Genomic DNA, 15515 nt, shown 5'->3' with positions numbered 1-15515 from the left:
CTTTTAGTTTTGTTGCAAACCCTTTTCCGGACACTACCTTTTTCCACAATACCATAGAAAACACTATCAGTAATAGACTGGATGCCCAAGGCTTCAGGGTTCAGGATGAAACTCCAGATTTATTGATTAACTATAAAATATTCAGAGACTCCATCAAGTATAGAGGTTACGAACAGCCAAATTTTGATTATTGGTTATCCAGAAGAACCTCTCAAATAGAAGTAGCTGAAGAAAACGAAAGGGAAAATCGCGAAAGAGATGAAAATTACAACAGTGTCAGGTACAAACAGAACACTGGAATGCTGGTCATCTATGTGATTGACAATAAACGAGGAAGTACCATTTGGCAGGGATACACTGCGGCAGACTTCGACTTTATGTCTCCGGAAATCAATACCGAGCTGACCAAAGCCACCTATAGGGTAATGGATCAATTCAAGGTACTTACAAAGAATTAATTCGGTTGATTAATCCCAGCGGCCTTGCGTTTATAGTTCCCCTCTAAAATGTAGGGCCGCAACCTTTTGGGTTTCCTCAAATTGCTGATAAGCACCTATGATACCCATAAAGTGTTTTAGATCTGAAAATTCCTGCATTGCCAGCGGGTTTCCAAACAAGTATAAATACACTTTTTTGACACTACTCAAGCGAACCAGTTTTTCTACATGATCCAAATTTAATCCAAAATGATGTACAGGTTTGGCGGACGGGACGAATACAGAAGCAAGTACCCAATCATGCTCTTCTAATTCCTCAAAAGCCTCGTCTAGGTTTTGTAAATTATGCTCTGGGCCTAGAATTACTTCATTCAGGCCTTTGAAAAAATGATTGGTTTCGGGAGCATTGAAACTTACTTTAACACATTTTTCCAAGATCAATTGTTCTTTTAAAGGGCTTATTTCAGTCAGGTATTTAGAAGCTAATCTTTCCTGAAGCTCAGTATGTGCTCCCCAGTCAAAATATGGGACTTTTATCTTTTTTATTTCCAGTACTTTATATTTCTCTTTCCAATTCATGATTTTACTGAAACTCTCATGAATCATTTCTTCAGGTGCATTTTTCTCGATCCATTCAATTCCCTCTTTTACATGCTCAGAAAAACACAAAATATCATTTCCAGCCATGAAAGCTTCGTATTCCAGTTGACCGGGATGTGGGAAATTATCAGCCACACTCTTCATGTTGAGGGCGTCGGAAACTACAAGACCTTCGAATTTCATTTCTTCCTTGAGTAGCCCAGTGATTATCTCTTTGCAGATAGATGCTGGGATTTCTTTGCCATCTGTCAATGCAGGTACGGCAAGATGACCGACCATGATCATATCTAAACCTTCCGCTATTGCTTTCGCAAATGGAAAAAGCTCTTCTTTCTCCAAATCCTTTTTGGTTTTTTGTAAAATGGGAATTCCTAAATGTGAGTCCACGTCTGTATCCCCGTGTCCCGGAAAGTGCTTGTAACAAGCTCCTACTTCCTGATCTATATGGGCTTTGTACATTTGCCAGGCAAAAGCATTGACTTTTTCTTTGTCTCTGCCAAATGATCTGTAGCCTATTACAGGGTTGTTTGGATTGGTATTGATATCTGCCACAGGAGCAAAATTGAGATGAATGCCTGCTGCTTTCAGGTCTTTAGCTATCCTTTTGCCGACTTCATATACCAAGTCTTTTTCAGAAATATCCATTGCACCTAGGCTGATAGCGTATGGGTACTGTGGTGTATTTTCTATCCGCATCGCCAAGCCAAACTCCGCATCGATGCTGATGATCAAAGGGATTTTTGTGACCAATTGGTATCGGTTGATCTGTTCAATGAGTTTTTCTAGTGTGTTTTCATAACTGAGTTTTTCCTGTCTTTTTTCAAAATTAGCTGCAGCTGAATGCCTGCTGTGGAAAAATGTCAAACCTCCGATATGATGTTCTGCGATGAGTTTTTCCATCGCCTGAATATTTTCTTCAGTATCATGGATGAATGCAGCTGGTGAAAACAGTTGGCCGATTTTTTCTTTTATGGTCATAGAGATCTTTCAGTTCTTCGGAAAATAATGGATTTAATTTATTCGTTTTTTACCATAATGGTAAGGGTACTTGATATATTTGACCATCAAGATTCCAGGAATTGCAGCAGCTACAACCCACAGAAAGAAGCCATCATACCCGAGCCATTCTTGGATAAACCCGGAAATCATTCCAGGCACCATCATGCCAAAGGCCATAAATCCGGTGGCGATGGCATAATGTGAGGTTTTGGAAGGCCCCTCAGAAACATATATCAAATACATCATAAAGGCTGAAAAGCCAAAGCCATAACCCAGTTGTTCTATGATGACCACCACAGCGGCAAAAAATGCAGATTCAGGTTGGAAGTAGGCCAGAAAATAGTAGAAAACATTAGGTACGTTCAAAGCCAAAATCATAGGCAACATCCACTTTCCCAACCCATCTCTTGAAATTACAATCCCACCAACTATACCCCCTATGCTTAAGGCAATAATCCCAAATGTTCCATAAATCAGTCCTACTTCTGAAGTGCTGAGATCAAGTCCTCCGGCTTCCCTGGCATCTAACAAAAATGGAGAGGCCATTTTTACCAATTGTGATTCTCCAAGCCTGTACAAGAGAACAAAAGCCAAGGCGATCCATATTTCTTTTTTCGTAAAAAAGCTTTCAAATACCTTCCAAAAAGTCAGTGATTCGGCCTTTACATAGTCCTTGGCTTTTTCTACATTTGGAGTTGTCAGGAGGTTTATCAATGTCAGTATAAACATTAGTCCGGCAATCATAACCATGGTCAGTGACCAAGCCTTGGTATTGTCACCGAATTTGACTTCCAAGTATCCCGCAACAATTACGAATAGGCCCTGACCTGTTACCATGGCTACTCTGTAGAAAGTGCTTCTAAGCCCTATGAAAAAGGATTGCTGTTCTTCTTTCAATGCCAAAAGATAATATCCATCTGAAGCAATATCATTGGTAGCTGATGCAAAGGAAGCCAGCCAGAAAAAGGCCAAACTGATTACAAAAAACTGGCTGGTAGGCAAAGACAAGCCCACACCAAGGAAAGCTAGAGACAACACCAGCTGCATCCAAAGAAACCACTTCCTTTTTGTACTGTAAAGATCGACCATGGGACTCCAAAACGGTTTGATAACCCATGGCAAGTAGAGAAAGCTGGTATATAGACCAATATCTGCATTGGAAACTCCCAAGTTCTTGTACATGATCACTGAAACAGTAATGATCAACACATATGGCATTCCCTCTGTTAGGTAAAGGGGAGGTACCCAATACCAAGGGTTATTTTTGATAGGCTTACTCATGTTTTTTTCGGATCATATTTTGGTAAATACTGATTTCTGACCCTTCAATTTCCACAGCCTTAACAGTATTTTTGTAAAATTCTGCCGGTCCTACACCTCCAATTATGGCATAAGCATATCCCATTTCCTTCAATGCCATCAGGCTTTTGATCAAGAGTACCTTCCCTATACCTTTTCCTCTCCACCCATCTTTGGTGCCAGTAGGACCAAAAAAGTTCTTTGCTGTCACCTCATAGCAGGCAAACCCCAGAATTTCGCCTTCTCTTTGGGCAATGTAACAATTGATCGGATTTTGGGAGAATGCTACATCAGTCTCGTTTTTCCAGTATAGACCAAAATGTTCCATTACCCAATCACAGATAATAGATTTTTCAGGTGCTATAGGTCTTCTAATAATGATTTTTTCATCAGTCAAGCGCTTTTCTTCAAGGCTGATGTCAGGAAGTTCCGTCAAGCGGACAAGCATATCTTTCATCTTGACTGGGTCAGGTTTCTGGTTTGGATTTCAAATGCCCTTGGTTTGCTTTCTTTCCCAAACCTGTCAATAAAGCTGACGATGACATATTTTTGATTCGTAGGACTAAGTACAGGGATTAATATCCTGTTGGTGTCGTCAAGGTAAACTTTCTGAACCACTGTCTTTTCATTTTTCAGCTGTATATCTTTTAGCGTCGGCGAGGTGTAGATCAAGGCATACCTGTAGTCAGGATCCAAAGGCTGAGAAAATTGGAAAGCAAAACCATCACTATGAGGTACCAGTTCAATTTTTTTTGAAAACTGAGGCTGGAAAGTTACTGGCAGTACATCAGGAGTGAGAACAGGAGTTTGGTAATGGTTCCTGTGGAGTAATTCTGCCACATCCCTGTTTTTGGTGTACATGGATTTGGCACTGAAATAGGCATTCCCGGAAATATTGGGGGTGATCTTGGAAAGTCCTATTTGATTGGGAATCTCCATTGGATTATCCCAGGCTTTGTCAGCATTGTCTCTGATTTTGTAAGGTCCATTTCCGATGTAGATTTTGGTATTGTAGCTGTTTTTTGACCACCAGTTTACCAATTCCCTGTATGAAGCCAAATTGTAGTCCATGCTCCAGTATAATTGAGGTATAAGATAATCGATCCAACCGTTTTTCATCCATGTTATGACATCTGCATATAAATCATCGAAATTGGTCTGCCCTGCGCGGGTATTTGAGCCATTTGGGTCCTTGTCTTTATTCCTCCAAACCCCAAAAGGACTGATACCAAATTGCACCCAAGGCTTTTCCGTTTTGATTGCATCATTGACTTCTTTTACCAAAAGGCTTACATTTTCCCTTCTCCAATCATCTTGCTTTTGACCAGGTTTACTGTATTTTTTGTAAGTAGCCACATCTGCAAATTCCAGTTTGGCGACCTTATATGGATAGAAATAATCGTCAAAGTGAATGGCGTCAATGTTATAGTTTTTTACAACTTCTTGAATGATCCTGACTAGGTGTTGGCGGACTTCGGGTAAGCCCGGATTGTAATAATACTTGGTGTCATACTTGATCATCCAGTCTTTATGTTTGAAAAAATCATGTTCGGGGCTAAGAATTTTTGTATCTGAGTTCATGGTTGCCCGATAGGGATTCATCCAAGCATGGAATTCTAAGCCTCTTCGGTGAGCCTCTAGAATCATCCAGGAAAGAGGGTCTTCCGTAGTATTGGGTTTTTGCCCTTCTTTACCTGTAAGGTATCTTGACCAAGGAGCGTATTTGGAAGGGTAAAATGCATCTCCTGAGGTTCTGATCTGTACAATTACCGCATTGAAGTTCAGTTTTTGGTAGTAATCAAGTAGGTCAGTGAATTCTTTCTTTTGTCTTTCAAATGGGATGTGTCCAGCGCTTGGCCAATCTATATTGGCCACTGTGGCGATCCATACTGCCCTGAATTCTCTTGGGCTGGGTGTGATTTCCATATCCAATACTTTGTAAAATTCTGGTGAGGGCAAAGCATTTACGGTTCTTTCAGGATATCCTTTCGAATTTGTCGGGGCAGGAGTACTTATATTTCTATTTCCTGAAGGAGTAGAAGCTGTATGCTGTGAGGTTTTACAGGCTTGTAAAGCCAGGAAGAATAAGATCAGGAATGCTTGGAAATGGTATTTATTCATAGTAAGTGCTGGTGAAATCTTTGGGTCAAGGTTTGTATTTGAAGTTGAAATCTGCAAGCTTATTCCTTAGTCTTTTCATAAATTTATCACCTGGATCTTGTTTGCTGGTAAGGTAATCAGGGTCAGTCTCTTTCCAGAGATCGGAACCTTGGAAGTCATAATATTCGTGGTGGCCTATCACGTATTGGATGTTATATTTTTTATTCAGGTATCTGATCAAATCTGCGTTGGCATTGAGTTGTTTTTTTGTCAAAGGAGCCTCAGGTCCTCCTATATTTTCAATCCCTATTGCCATATAATTGAGCCCTATGGTATGCCTTGCAAAGGTTGTGTCAGGCAGAAGTCTGAAAATGGTTCCATCCCTGTCCACCAAAAAATGTGCTGAAACATTCAGGTTACTGGCCGTCGTCAATTCCGGCCTTCCTCCCAATTGTACTGGATTGAACACATCGAAAGTGGCCTCTAGGCTAGGTACTGCAGTCCAGTGGACTACTACCATCTTTGGTTCAATGACGGCTTTTTCCTGTACAATTCCATGCCTTTTTTCGAGATATTCCAAAGAGAGCTGCTCCCTTTCTTCATTGAAGATGATGGGTTTTTCGAAGATCCTGAACGTTTGACTTAGGACTTCAAAAGTGGAAGTGGCACTTGTTATTACCAACAAAAAAAGCAGTCTTATGATCATGTTTAATGAGCTTGGATATTGAAAGCTAAATTAAGGCAATTTATTGGATTCGCCAGTTTATACCTCTAAGCATGAACTACATAAATTTTATGATTGCTTGCGGAATATTTTTCTCAATAAAAACTCTGCACATCGGGCGGCTAATCTGGCGGTTTGCATGTCTTTATCATATTTCGGGTTTAGCTCCACGATATCTACGCTGACCAATTTTCCTGATAGTGCAAGCCAGTCCAGTACCTTGAATGCCAATTCAGGTGAAAAACCCATAGGTGAAGGTGCGCTTACTCCCGGAGCGAAAGCTGAAGAAAAACCGTCAAGATCAATGCTCAGGTATATTTTATTCACGTTTTTGTAAAATGTCTGTAATACTTCTGCGATATAGGTCCAATTGTCCAGCCTGAATTCTTCCATATCCAGCCATTGCGATTTGGTAGACTTGGCCAAATCAAATAAACTAGGAGGATTGGCAGCTTTTTGAATGCCCAAACAGAGATAATGGAAGTTGTCAGGGAATTCTTCGTAAAGTTGCTGAAATGGAGAACCTGAATGTCCTTTACCGTCTATTTTAGGCCTTAGGTCAAAATGTGCGTCTAAGTTGATGATGCCCAGCCTTTCATTTTTGCTTTTCAGGTAATTCAAAATTCCTCTTCCATGTGCCAGAGCCAGATCGTGCCCGCCACCAAATAGTATTGGGAACACCCGTCTTTGTAATAATCCCTCAACCTGCTTGGTAATCATGTCATGACTGGATTCCATATCCGTATTTTCAGTCACAATATTCCCCAAATCAATGATTTTTAGCTCCTTGGGTAAATGATAGGCCATTGGAGCCATCATCTTTCTGATATGGTCAGGCCCCTCTGCTGCTCCAGGTCTTCCAAGATTGCGCTTGACTCCCTCATCTCCGCAGTAACCTAATAAGGCAACCTGTTTTCCTTCATTATCTAGTTCAAATGAAATGGCCTGATACCAATAGTCTTGCGATTGGGAGGGCCTGCCATTCCAGACAGATTTGTCAGTAGGAGATAGATATGTCATGTGATTCGAATTTTAAAATTTAAAGATAGTAAGCATTGGATACTTATTTTTTAAAATCGTGATGCTTTAACCATTCTGAAGTGTGATTTAAAGAAACCTTATTCAAGATATCTTGAGAGATTGATTGTAAGCATGTTTCAGTGAGGGTTTTTGAGTATGATAAGTTTTATGATTTGGTATTATCAATTGATTTAAAAAAGGTTTGACAAGATTTATTGTGCTGAATATATATAATGATTCAATATCAATAGATTTACTTGCTGGTTTAAGGTCCAGAAATCTGTATTGTAGGCACGATTACTGTGTAGGGATATTTCGTTCCGTCACTTTTCCTGTTTGGGTAAAATATCAGCGGATGGCATTCCCATTTCAGTATGCGCAAAGAAAGTAAATTTAGAATCAGAGATTTCCCAAAACTCTTATGGGATGCTGCCAAAATCTGGAATGCAAATAATCCTTGGCGACTAGGCGCTGTGGTGGCTTACTATGCAGTATTGTCTTTACCTGGATTATTGGTGATTATTATCAATTCTGTTGGGGCCTTTTGGGGAACGGAGATTGTGGAGGGTGAGATTACAGAACAAATTTCAGAAGCTATAGGAATACCTGCTGCAGAGTCAGTGGTCGCTATTTTTGAAAATTCCCAAAATGATGACAGAACTGTTTTTGCTACCATCATTGGTATCGCCGTTTTGATTTTTGGTGCAACGGGAGTTTTTTACCAACTCCAGATCTCCATGAACGAGATTTGGAACGTGAAAATTGATCCAGAGGCAAGTTATTGGAAAATACTCAAGGACAGGGCATTGAGTTTGGCCTTTGTGATGGCGATTTCTTTCCTTTTGATTGTGAGTTTTGTTGTGTCTTCAGCATTGAATCTTTTTATGGGTTATCTGTCCAATTTCTGGCAACCAGCTTATCTTTTATTTGCCCAGTTTATGGAGTTTGTCATTTCCACATTGATTATAGGGTTTTTGTTTGTTGCCATTTTTAAATTTATGCCGGACATGAAAATCCGCTGGAGTTCTGTATGGTTGGGTGGTTTTCTTACTGCCTTATTGTTTAATTTAGGGAAAATCGCGCTCAGTTTTTATTTTGTAAAAGCAGATCCAGGATCTATATATGGAGCCGCGGGATCTGTGGTGCTGATGCTCCTGTGGGTTTCCTATTCTTGTTTGATCCTTTATTATGGAGCTGCATTTTGTAGGGTTTACGCTGAAAAATACGAGCTAAAGGTGCATCCCGAAGCGTATGCGATGGTAGTAGAGGAAAAGGAGCGGATTATTGAGAAGGGTAGCGATAATGAAGGTGAGGAGGCACTTTCGGCCAATTAATTATTGCCACGAAGCCGTAATAAAACTCAATAAAAGTAAAACTTCATTTTTCTGCTCCTAATGAATCAATTTTAACGTACCTGGATTCAGAGTTAATTTTTAAAAATCACTTCTATTCTGTTTCCATCAGGATCTAAGGTTTCGAATTCATAGTACCCATCTCCTGTGGTTCTCGGACCTCTCAAAATTTCAAATCCATTTGAAGATAATTTTTGGGCCATTTGGTCTACAGCCTCTTTGCTTTCCATTCCGAATGCCAGGTGAATAAGCCCAATGTGTTGTTTTGTTTTTCTATCATTGAGATTGGCAGGAATTCCAGGTCTTTGCATGATCTCAAGCCTTGCGCCGCTATCAAAAGAGATGAAATAACTTTCAAAACCTGTTTTTAGATTCCTGTATAGTTCATTTGCATTTCCTTTGAAAAAATTGCAGTAATAGTCTTTGAGACCATTTAGATTTTCTGTCCATAGTGCTACATGTTCTAGTGTCATAATTGATTAGGTTTTTATCTAAGATCAAATTGTAAACCGGATATACAGACAGAAATATTTTGGGAATGGGATATTCAATTTCAAAAGGCCTGAAAATTTATAGTTTTCAGGCCTTTTGAAAATTGATTAAAATAAAATTGTTTATACTTCAAAACCAGGGCGATACTCTCTGCCTACAAATTGATTCGCATCTTCAAGGTTGGTAATCTGCATATTGTCTCCATCCCACAAAAGTTTTCTTCTGCCATAAAATTCCATTTGACCTTTGCTGTTTTCCTTTCTCAGCATGTAGCTTCTAATGGCCAAATTACCCATCAACACAGTTTCTGTCATTGGACCAGCGTAATCAAATGAGGAGGTCAATTCTTTGTGCTCCTTACTTCCAAATCCAGCTTTGATGGCATCCACCCATTTTCTTTGATGACCATATTCCGGTTCCTCATTAGGTTCTGAATCCGGACCGAATTCTTGGGTACCGTCATTTAAATAGAGTTTAGGCATCAAGGGTGAACTATCATTGATATTGGTTGAAATAATTCCTTTTTCCCCTATAATCAATACGCCATTGGCTGAATTAGCACCTCCAATATCATGGTCAGCAGGAATAATGTCTGGGTGGGAAGGGCGAATCCCTCCATCACTCCAGGTCATTTCAATGGGTGACTGACTCTTGTCCGTAGCATCAAAGTGTAAAGTGATGAAGGAAGAAGCAGGAGCACCCTCTGGATTGTAATCCGGTGTCCACATTCTTGAAAATACTGTTCCTACGCTGCATTCTGCACTTTTGGGATAATGAAGTCCTAAAGTCCTGAATGGAATATCGATAAGGTGGCAGCCTACATCCCCTAAGGCACCGGTACCATAGTCCCACCATCCTCTCCAATTGAAAGGGTGCAAATTGGGGGTGTATGCAATTTCAGGTGCAGGGCCTAACCAAAGATCCCAATGAAGTTCATCCGGTTTTTTGGCAGGTTCTGGTTGTGGAAAGGCAAAGCCTTGAGGCCAAACAGGACGGTTAGTCCAGACTTGAACTTTGGAGATTTTTCCCATTTTACCCGAATCAACCCATTTTTGAACCATATCCAAGAGCGGGTTGGATGCACCCTGATTTCCCATCTGAGTAACCACTTTTTGATCCCGAGCCATCTGGGTCAATAGCCTGGATTCTCGGATATTATGGGTCAGTGGTTTTTGGACATAGACATGCTTGCCCCTTTCCATTGCGTACTTGGCAGCAGGACCATGCACGTGATCCGGTGTGGAAATGGTGACAGCGTCTATGTCTTTCATTTTGTCCAGCATTTCCCTGTAATCGGCAAAAAGTTTTGCGTCAGGAAAATTTTCTACGGATTGTTTGGCTGAGCCTGAAAAGTCGACATCACACAAGGCAATGACTTTTTCACGGCCATTGACTGATGCATTTTTGATGTCTGAAATACCTTTTCCTCCGGCACCTATGGCTGCGAGGTTGAGTTGGTCTGATGGCGCTGTGAATCCTACGCCACCGAGAACGTGTCTTGGTACAATAAATATGGAAGATGCCAAAGCAGCATTTTTGATAAAATCTCTTCTGGTTTGGCCATTACTCAGTTTTTGAGGAGGTTTCATAATAGGTTAAGGGTTATTGAAAATTTTCGATTAACCAAGTTAAACTTTTATGTTTATTTTATTTTCTTTCTTTCCAAAGAATTTAGCAAATGGACCTTATTTCTTTCTTGTGAAAATGGCAACAATTGTAGAAGTGACTATTCCAGCTATAGGAGCAAATACTACACTTTGGAATAAATAATTTTCGAAATTGAAGTAAGCTTCGGCCTCTTCCTGGTTCATTTCGCCCTTTTCTACACTGTGGGCGATCATGTTGGGGAAATATTCAGGACTAATCCAATAAGATACCAGATATTGAGTAAGGGGCGTTAAAATGGTGACAAACAGACTGATCCAAAGTCCGGTTTTTAAACCTTGCCAATAAGTCATTTTCCCACCAAGATCATTTTTTCTTTTGTCCAAAAAGGCCAAGGCATAAACTACAAAGGCAAAAACGGCTACAAAGTTGGTGAATATATAATGCTGGTCTATATTTTCCCCATGAAGTCCGGTCAGCTTTTCAAGAACAAACCAAGTAAGTTGCATGGCCACAAAAATGAGGGCCCATTTGATTTCTGTTTTTAGATTTTTCATAGACTTGGGTGATTTTTCAATGAATTTATGGAAAAACACTGTAAAACACCCAAGAGAAAGGAGCAGTGTTATTTTGAAGTATCCGCTATTTCGGAATATCCTGCTTGCTTTAGTCTGTTCAGTAGTCTGATGATCCTGGAAAGGTTGTAAGCTGCCCCTTTTTTGCCAAGACCTTGATAAAAACTGGCATCTTTAGGAAATCTTTTTGATTTCAGGTATTGGCGGATATGTCCATCGAGATCCTTGAGCTCAATATGCAGATCAAGCAGCAGTGATACCAAGTCCGGATGAAGGTAGTCTGCATACCTGATGTTGAGTATCCTCCAGACTTCATCTGCTTTTTCATGAAAATACTCATAGCTTGATTCTGTAAACAATTCTTTTTCATTGAAAGTACTGAGAATTTCATTATCTGAAAGAGACTCTATCTTGAGAAGAAGAGCTGTACGTTTTTCCCGAATTTGTTCTTGTGCCTCTTTTTGACTCAATCCTTCTCTAAGCTCCGGGTCAAACATAAAAGCTCTGATTGATATTCCATCTCTAAGTCTGTTTACTGATCGCGCTATGAGGTAATTGATGTCTTCCCTGACAGTTTTCCACCTGCTGGTTTTGGACCGTACCAACAATACATCTATGATAAAAAGGGTAAATGCCGCTCCGAAAAGCTCTGCGAAAAAATTCATGGCTAAGTCCTCGTTATACCTCCTCCACCACCAAAGTACTGCCATGCTGCCTAAAATCACTACATAGACCAAAATCGGAATTTCGGATTGGACAATTCTTTTGGAAATATATCTTCTGAGATTCTTAATAGGCATAATCCAAGGTTTTGAAGCTTACTGGCCAGGTTTTTTCATAAATTCAAATCCACCTTTCCTCAGGTTGATCCCAAATTCCAGATAAGCTTTGAGGCATGCTAAGAAATTGGCCCATCCGGCAGTATTGCCTTTCAGCCATTTGATGCCTTCAGGAGTGTTTTCCATCTCATATTCCTCAGTATAAACTATCGTTGATTCACCATCATCTGTTGGTTCCAACAGTATTTTAACCTGAAGAGGTCCTTGATCTCCATCCCATTCAAAGTTGATTGCAGTATTTTCTATAACTTCTTTCACCCTTACAGGAAAGCTTCCTTTAAACTCCGGAAATTCCCAAAAAACCGTTTCTCCCTCTTTCATGATAGCTGTTCCACTGGATATGAAATAATTTTTCATCATTTCAGGATTGATAATGGCTTGGAATACCCTATTAGGTTTGGCCGCCATCTGTAAAGCAGTGGAGATGATAAGCTTGTCCATATCTTTGGTTTTTTGCTTAAGTTAATCAAAGATAGGGCAAAGAAAAAAGGGAGCCCTTGCGAACACCCTTTTTAAAAAAGAAATAAGTTAAACTTAAAATGCTCCTTTAAAGGATTCCATTTTCTGATCTACCTGGGTATCGACCATAAAGGAAACTTTTACATTTTCCCAAGCCATACTCACTTTAGCGACTTTGTTGTCTTCTGCTGAAATGTAATACTGAAGACGTTCTTTGGTTTTGTCCAGCTTTTCAGGTGTGGTATTTACAGATACTGCTAGGTCTTTGCCCAAGGCATCCATATCGATTTTACCATCTTTCATATAAGCAAAAACCGAATTGCCTTTGGAGTTGAAGTGAAAGGTCCAATCACCCGATTCATTAGGCGTGATAAAGATGGAATATTTCCCTGGTCTTAGGTTTGTACCACCAATATTCACTGGGGTAGAAAACTCAATAATTGTAGCAGCATTTGCTCCAGCTCTCCATGGAGTACCATACTTTTCCAATTCTCCGAAAACTTTTCTACCCTTAACAGCAGGAGAGGAATAGTCAATGTTGATTTTTGTGAAACCTACTACTTGAGATACTGTAGCAGCAGGGCTAGGCGTTGGTGCCTGAAGCTGGGCAGACGCTCTTTCTGTGCTGGCAAAAAAGAATAGCACTGCAAAAGAGGCAATAAAGAATTTAATTGTTTTCATAAATGATTTTGTTTTGTAAATGGGTTAATCTATTAAACGAATGTACAACCACATAATGGATTTCTTGTTTAGATATGCCTGTTTTTCATTTTGCGAAATAAGAAAGTGTCATTATATCTTAAAAAATAATCCTCCTTTCCTTTCAATTGGACTTTGAAATCAGAATTTTTATAAAAGGCTAGAGCAGGGTGTTGTTACTTAATTTCAGTGTTTACTCATCTCAATCTGGAATTTGGATTTGAATTTGTTAAATTGAACAATAGTATTTCTAATTGTTTATATAATTACAACAAACCTAAATTTTATGCCATATACAGTAAAAATCACAGATATTCTTTCCTTGACACATGATGTCAAGAGGTTTAAGACCGAAAAACCAGAAGGCTATGATTTTATGCCAGGACAAGCCACAGAAGTAGCAATCAATAAGGAAGGCTGGAAAGATGAAAAACGTCCCTTTACTTTCACTTCACTTCCTCAGGATGATTACCTTGAATTTGTAATCAAATTTTACAGGGATCACGAAGGGGTCACCAAACAGATAGAAGATTTGGTGGAAGGAGACGAATTGATTCTTGACGATGCCTGGGGCGCCATTCAGTACAAGGGCAAAGGAGTTTTCATAGCTGGAGGAGCAGGGATTACTCCTTTTATCAGTATTTTTAAGGCCCTTGAGGCCAAAGGTGAGATTGAAGGCAATACACTAATCTTTGCAAACAAAACAGGGAAAGATGTGGTTATGGAGTCATATTTTTATGATCTATTGGGAGAGAATTTCATTTCAATTCTGGATAAGGAAAGGTTGGATGATCATGCCTATGGGCGGGTGAATATGGAGTTTTTGAAGGAAAAAGTAGCAGATTTTTCACAAGAGTTTTATGTCTGTGGACCTCAGCCTATGGTGGAGGGAGTCAGTGAAATCCTCAAACACCTGGGAGCTAACCCTGATGGGATTACTTTTGAGGAGTAGAATTAATTATAAGAAAAAGGCTTTTGTGAAAGATATATTCAGATTTTTGATACTGATAGACATTTTGATATTAATTGATATTTGGGAATCCTGTTTTATTTTTTCACAAAAGCTAATTCAAGTAATAGCAAGAAAAAATATAGAGGCTGTCTTATAAGTCATCTCCATCAAATTATATCCAAATCTTATTTGGTGTTTGAATTGGCTAAGCTTTGAGTCTTGGAGACTTTGTGACATTATTAAGTGATTTTAGATACAAAGTCATAAAGGGCTTAATTTTAAACACGATACTTTCTTTGGACACCAGAGAAATCGCGTTTAACAATCCTAAAGGGAGGAAACCCTTCAAGGGTTAATCTATTAGAAACAAATACAATAACTCAATCAGTCATAATCTATTTTTAAAGAACCCTTGAAGGGTTTTGAGGTAAAAGCGATTTCCCTGCCTTGGACATTGAATTTGAACAACGACTTATAAGACAGCCTCTTTTTTATCTTTCACAAATTCCAAAATATCTCCTGGCTGACAGTCTAGTGCTTTGCAAATCGCTTCCAGAGTGCTAAAACGGACAGCTTTTGCTTTTCCGGTTTTGAGGATGGAAAGATTGGAAAGCGTAATGTCCACTTTATCCGAAAGCTCGTTGAGAGACATTTTGCGTTTGGCCATCATCACATCCAAATTGACTATTATAGGCATGGCTCAGATGGTTAATTCATTTTCAGATTGAATAGCTACTCCTCTTTTGAATACTTGAGCAATGGCATAAATCAAAGCACCCATCAAAAGATACTCAAAGGCCCCTCCTAAATATCCGCCAAGTGTAGGGATATCGAAACCTCTTTTTGTCAACCAAGCAAAATAAGCTGAAGCTATGATAATGATTACACCAATTTGAATAGCCATTTGACCTATTTCTGTAATCAGTTTGGAAACTTCTTTACTGAAGGGGTGTATCAGATCTATGGCAAGAAAAACACGGATCATCAAATAAAACATGTAGGCCTTTTGACCGGCAACCACTAAAATAAATGACATGACACCCATGTAATTCCAGAAATGTTGAGTCAGAAGTCCATGAAGGTTCAAACCCTCATAAAGATCCTTGGCTACTTCGGGCTTGAAAAGGCTAAAAGTAAAGGTGAAGAGCATGGCTCCGCCCTTGATACAAAGTCCGATAAAGATCGACCAGATCACGATGGTGATCAACATCAGCATGGGCTGAGATTCCCATTTATTTTTCCAGCTTTCTTTCCAATTCATGGTGTTAGGTTTTTATTATAAATCAAATATCAGTAAAAATTTATTGAAAAACAATAAATATTTATTATTTAATAATTAAATATTTTTTACTAATCCCTATAT

17 protein-coding genes are annotated in these 15515 nt (G+C 39.3%); 3 read left to right on the top strand and 14 right to left on the bottom strand.

Annotation, left to right across the window (positions count from 1 at the left end; genetic code table 11):
* Positions 1–458: DUF4136 domain-containing protein (locus EA341_RS13400; RefSeq protein WP_293015424.1), on the top strand; the 458-nt coding region annotated here is incomplete at its 5' end.
* Positions 459–488: 30 nt separating this feature from the next.
* Here EA341_RS13400 and EA341_RS13395 read toward each other — a convergent pair.
* The 6 genes from EA341_RS13395 to hutG form a co-directional block, all read right to left on the bottom strand.
* Positions 489–2015, bottom strand: coding sequence for a glycoside hydrolase family 3 protein (locus tag EA341_RS13395; RefSeq protein ID WP_293015421.1), 1527 nt, complete (start codon positions 2013–2015; stop codon positions 489–491).
* Between the two features lie 33 nt (positions 2016–2048).
* The gene (locus EA341_RS13390) at positions 2049–3317 is read right to left on the bottom strand and encodes an MFS transporter (protein WP_293015418.1); all 1269 of its coding nucleotides are present in this window, start codon (positions 3315–3317) and stop codon (positions 2049–2051) included.
* Entirely contained in the window at positions 3310–3792 is a 483-nt protein-coding gene (locus tag EA341_RS13385; RefSeq protein WP_293015415.1) for a GNAT family N-acetyltransferase, read from the bottom strand. The genes EA341_RS13390 and EA341_RS13385 overlap by 8 nt, the downstream gene beginning before the upstream one ends.
* Entirely contained in the window at positions 3789–5456 is a 1668-nt protein-coding gene (locus EA341_RS13380) for a family 10 glycosylhydrolase (protein WP_293015412.1), read from the bottom strand. The genes EA341_RS13385 and EA341_RS13380 overlap by 4 nt, the downstream gene beginning before the upstream one ends.
* A 25-nt stretch (positions 5457–5481) precedes the next feature.
* On the bottom strand, positions 5482–6141 hold the full coding sequence (locus tag EA341_RS13375) for a peptidoglycan recognition family protein (protein ID WP_293015410.1): 660 nt from the start codon (positions 6139–6141) through the stop codon (positions 5482–5484).
* Positions 6142–6228: 87 nt separating this feature from the next.
* Positions 6229–7179 (bottom strand): formimidoylglutamase, encoded by a 951-nt coding sequence (gene hutG, locus EA341_RS13370; protein ID WP_293015408.1) that lies wholly within the window; start codon positions 7177–7179, stop codon positions 6229–6231.
* Positions 7180–7553: 374 nt separating this feature from the next.
* On the opposite strand from hutG, the gene EA341_RS13365 reads away from it, so the two are divergent.
* A complete protein-coding gene (locus EA341_RS13365) occupies positions 7554–8513 on the top strand; it encodes a YihY/virulence factor BrkB family protein (RefSeq protein ID WP_293015406.1) in 960 nt (319 codons plus the stop codon).
* A 92-nt stretch (positions 8514–8605) separates the two neighbouring features.
* On the opposite strand, the gene EA341_RS13360 is transcribed toward EA341_RS13365, so the two are convergent.
* The 6 genes from EA341_RS13360 to EA341_RS13335 all read right to left on the bottom strand — a co-directional run bounded on the left by EA341_RS13360 (position 8606) and on the right by EA341_RS13335 (position 13182).
* Positions 8606–9004, bottom strand: a complete 399-nt coding sequence (locus tag EA341_RS13360) for a VOC family protein (RefSeq protein ID WP_293015404.1) — start codon at positions 9002–9004, stop codon at positions 8606–8608.
* Positions 9005–9145: 141 nt separating this feature from the next.
* On the bottom strand, positions 9146–10612 hold the full coding sequence (locus EA341_RS13355; protein WP_293015401.1) for a Gfo/Idh/MocA family oxidoreductase: 1467 nt from the start codon (positions 10610–10612) through the stop codon (positions 9146–9148).
* 96 nt (positions 10613–10708) lie between these two features.
* Positions 10709–11185, bottom strand: coding sequence for a DUF4199 domain-containing protein (locus EA341_RS13350; RefSeq protein ID WP_293015399.1), 477 nt, complete (start codon positions 11183–11185; stop codon positions 10709–10711).
* A gap of 68 nt (positions 11186–11253) precedes the next feature.
* Complete coding sequence (locus EA341_RS13345) at positions 11254–12003, bottom strand: hypothetical protein (protein WP_293015397.1); 750 nt, start codon at positions 12001–12003, stop codon at positions 11254–11256.
* 18 nt (positions 12004–12021) lie between these two features.
* The gene (locus EA341_RS13340; RefSeq protein WP_293015394.1) at positions 12022–12483 is read right to left on the bottom strand and encodes an SRPBCC domain-containing protein; all 462 of its coding nucleotides are present in this window, start codon (positions 12481–12483) and stop codon (positions 12022–12024) included.
* 93 nt (positions 12484–12576) lie between these two features.
* Positions 12577–13182 carry a DUF2911 domain-containing protein gene (locus EA341_RS13335; protein ID WP_293015391.1) on the bottom strand — a complete coding sequence of 202 codons (606 nt, stop codon included), beginning with the start codon at positions 13180–13182 and terminating at the stop codon, positions 12577–12579.
* Positions 13183–13486: 304 nt separating this feature from the next.
* Between EA341_RS13335 and EA341_RS13330 the strand changes: the two genes are divergently transcribed.
* Positions 13487–14152 carry a flavodoxin reductase gene (locus EA341_RS13330; RefSeq protein WP_293015388.1) on the top strand — a complete coding sequence of 222 codons (666 nt, stop codon included), beginning with the start codon at positions 13487–13489 and terminating at the stop codon, positions 14150–14152.
* Positions 14153–14624: 472 nt separating this feature from the next.
* Here EA341_RS13330 and EA341_RS13325 read toward each other — a convergent pair whose 3' ends face one another.
* Positions 14625–14849, bottom strand: a complete 225-nt coding sequence (locus tag EA341_RS13325; RefSeq protein WP_293015386.1) for a helix-turn-helix transcriptional regulator — start codon at positions 14847–14849, stop codon at positions 14625–14627.
* 3 nt (positions 14850–14852) lie between these two features.
* On the bottom strand, positions 14853–15413 hold the full coding sequence (locus EA341_RS13320) for a DUF2975 domain-containing protein (protein WP_293015384.1): 561 nt from the start codon (positions 15411–15413) through the stop codon (positions 14853–14855).
* Between the last annotated feature and the right edge of the window lie 102 nt (positions 15414–15515).

This window comes from Mongoliibacter sp., from assembly GCF_007692705.1.
GTDB lineage: Bacteria > Bacteroidota > Bacteroidia > Cytophagales > Cyclobacteriaceae > Mongoliibacter.
This window is presented reverse-complemented; position numbering and strand designations above follow the sequence as displayed.

Excerpts from the sequence above, each read along its gene's own strand:
- EA341_RS13395 (WP_293015421.1), bottom strand. The coding sequence starts at position 2,015 with ATGACCATAAAAGAAAAAATCGGCCAACTGTTTTCACCAGCTGCATTC.
- EA341_RS13390 (WP_293015418.1), bottom strand. The coding sequence starts at position 3,317 with ATGAGTAAGCCTATCAAAAATAACCCTTGGTATTGGGTACCTCCCCTT.
- EA341_RS13385 (WP_293015415.1), bottom strand. The coding sequence starts at position 3,792 with ATGAAAGATATGCTTGTCCGCTTGACGGAACTTCCTGACATCAGCCTT.
- EA341_RS13380 (WP_293015412.1), bottom strand. The coding sequence starts at position 5,456 with ATGAATAAATACCATTTCCAAGCATTCCTGATCTTATTCTTCCTGGCT.
- EA341_RS13375 (WP_293015410.1), bottom strand. The coding sequence starts at position 6,141 with ATGATCATAAGACTGCTTTTTTTGTTGGTAATAACAAGTGCCACTTCC.
- hutG (WP_293015408.1), bottom strand. The coding sequence starts at position 7,179 with ATGACATATCTATCTCCTACTGACAAATCTGTCTGGAATGGCAGGCCC.
- EA341_RS13365 (WP_293015406.1), top strand. The coding sequence starts at position 7,554 with ATGCGCAAAGAAAGTAAATTTAGAATCAGAGATTTCCCAAAACTCTTA.
- EA341_RS13360 (WP_293015404.1), bottom strand. The coding sequence starts at position 9,004 with ATGACACTAGAACATGTAGCACTATGGACAGAAAATCTAAATGGTCTC.
- EA341_RS13355 (WP_293015401.1), bottom strand. The coding sequence starts at position 10,612 with ATGAAACCTCCTCAAAAACTGAGTAATGGCCAAACCAGAAGAGATTTT.
- EA341_RS13350 (WP_293015399.1), bottom strand. The coding sequence starts at position 11,185 with ATGAAAAATCTAAAAACAGAAATCAAATGGGCCCTCATTTTTGTGGCC.
- EA341_RS13345 (WP_293015397.1), bottom strand. The coding sequence starts at position 12,003 with ATGCCTATTAAGAATCTCAGAAGATATATTTCCAAAAGAATTGTCCAA.
- EA341_RS13340 (WP_293015394.1), bottom strand. The coding sequence starts at position 12,483 with ATGGACAAGCTTATCATCTCCACTGCTTTACAGATGGCGGCCAAACCT.
- EA341_RS13335 (WP_293015391.1), bottom strand. The coding sequence starts at position 13,182 with ATGAAAACAATTAAATTCTTTATTGCCTCTTTTGCAGTGCTATTCTTT.
- EA341_RS13330 (WP_293015388.1), top strand. The coding sequence starts at position 13,487 with ATGCCATATACAGTAAAAATCACAGATATTCTTTCCTTGACACATGAT.
- EA341_RS13325 (WP_293015386.1), bottom strand. The coding sequence starts at position 14,849 with ATGCCTATAATAGTCAATTTGGATGTGATGATGGCCAAACGCAAAATG.
- EA341_RS13320 (WP_293015384.1), bottom strand. The coding sequence starts at position 15,413 with ATGAATTGGAAAGAAAGCTGGAAAAATAAATGGGAATCTCAGCCCATG.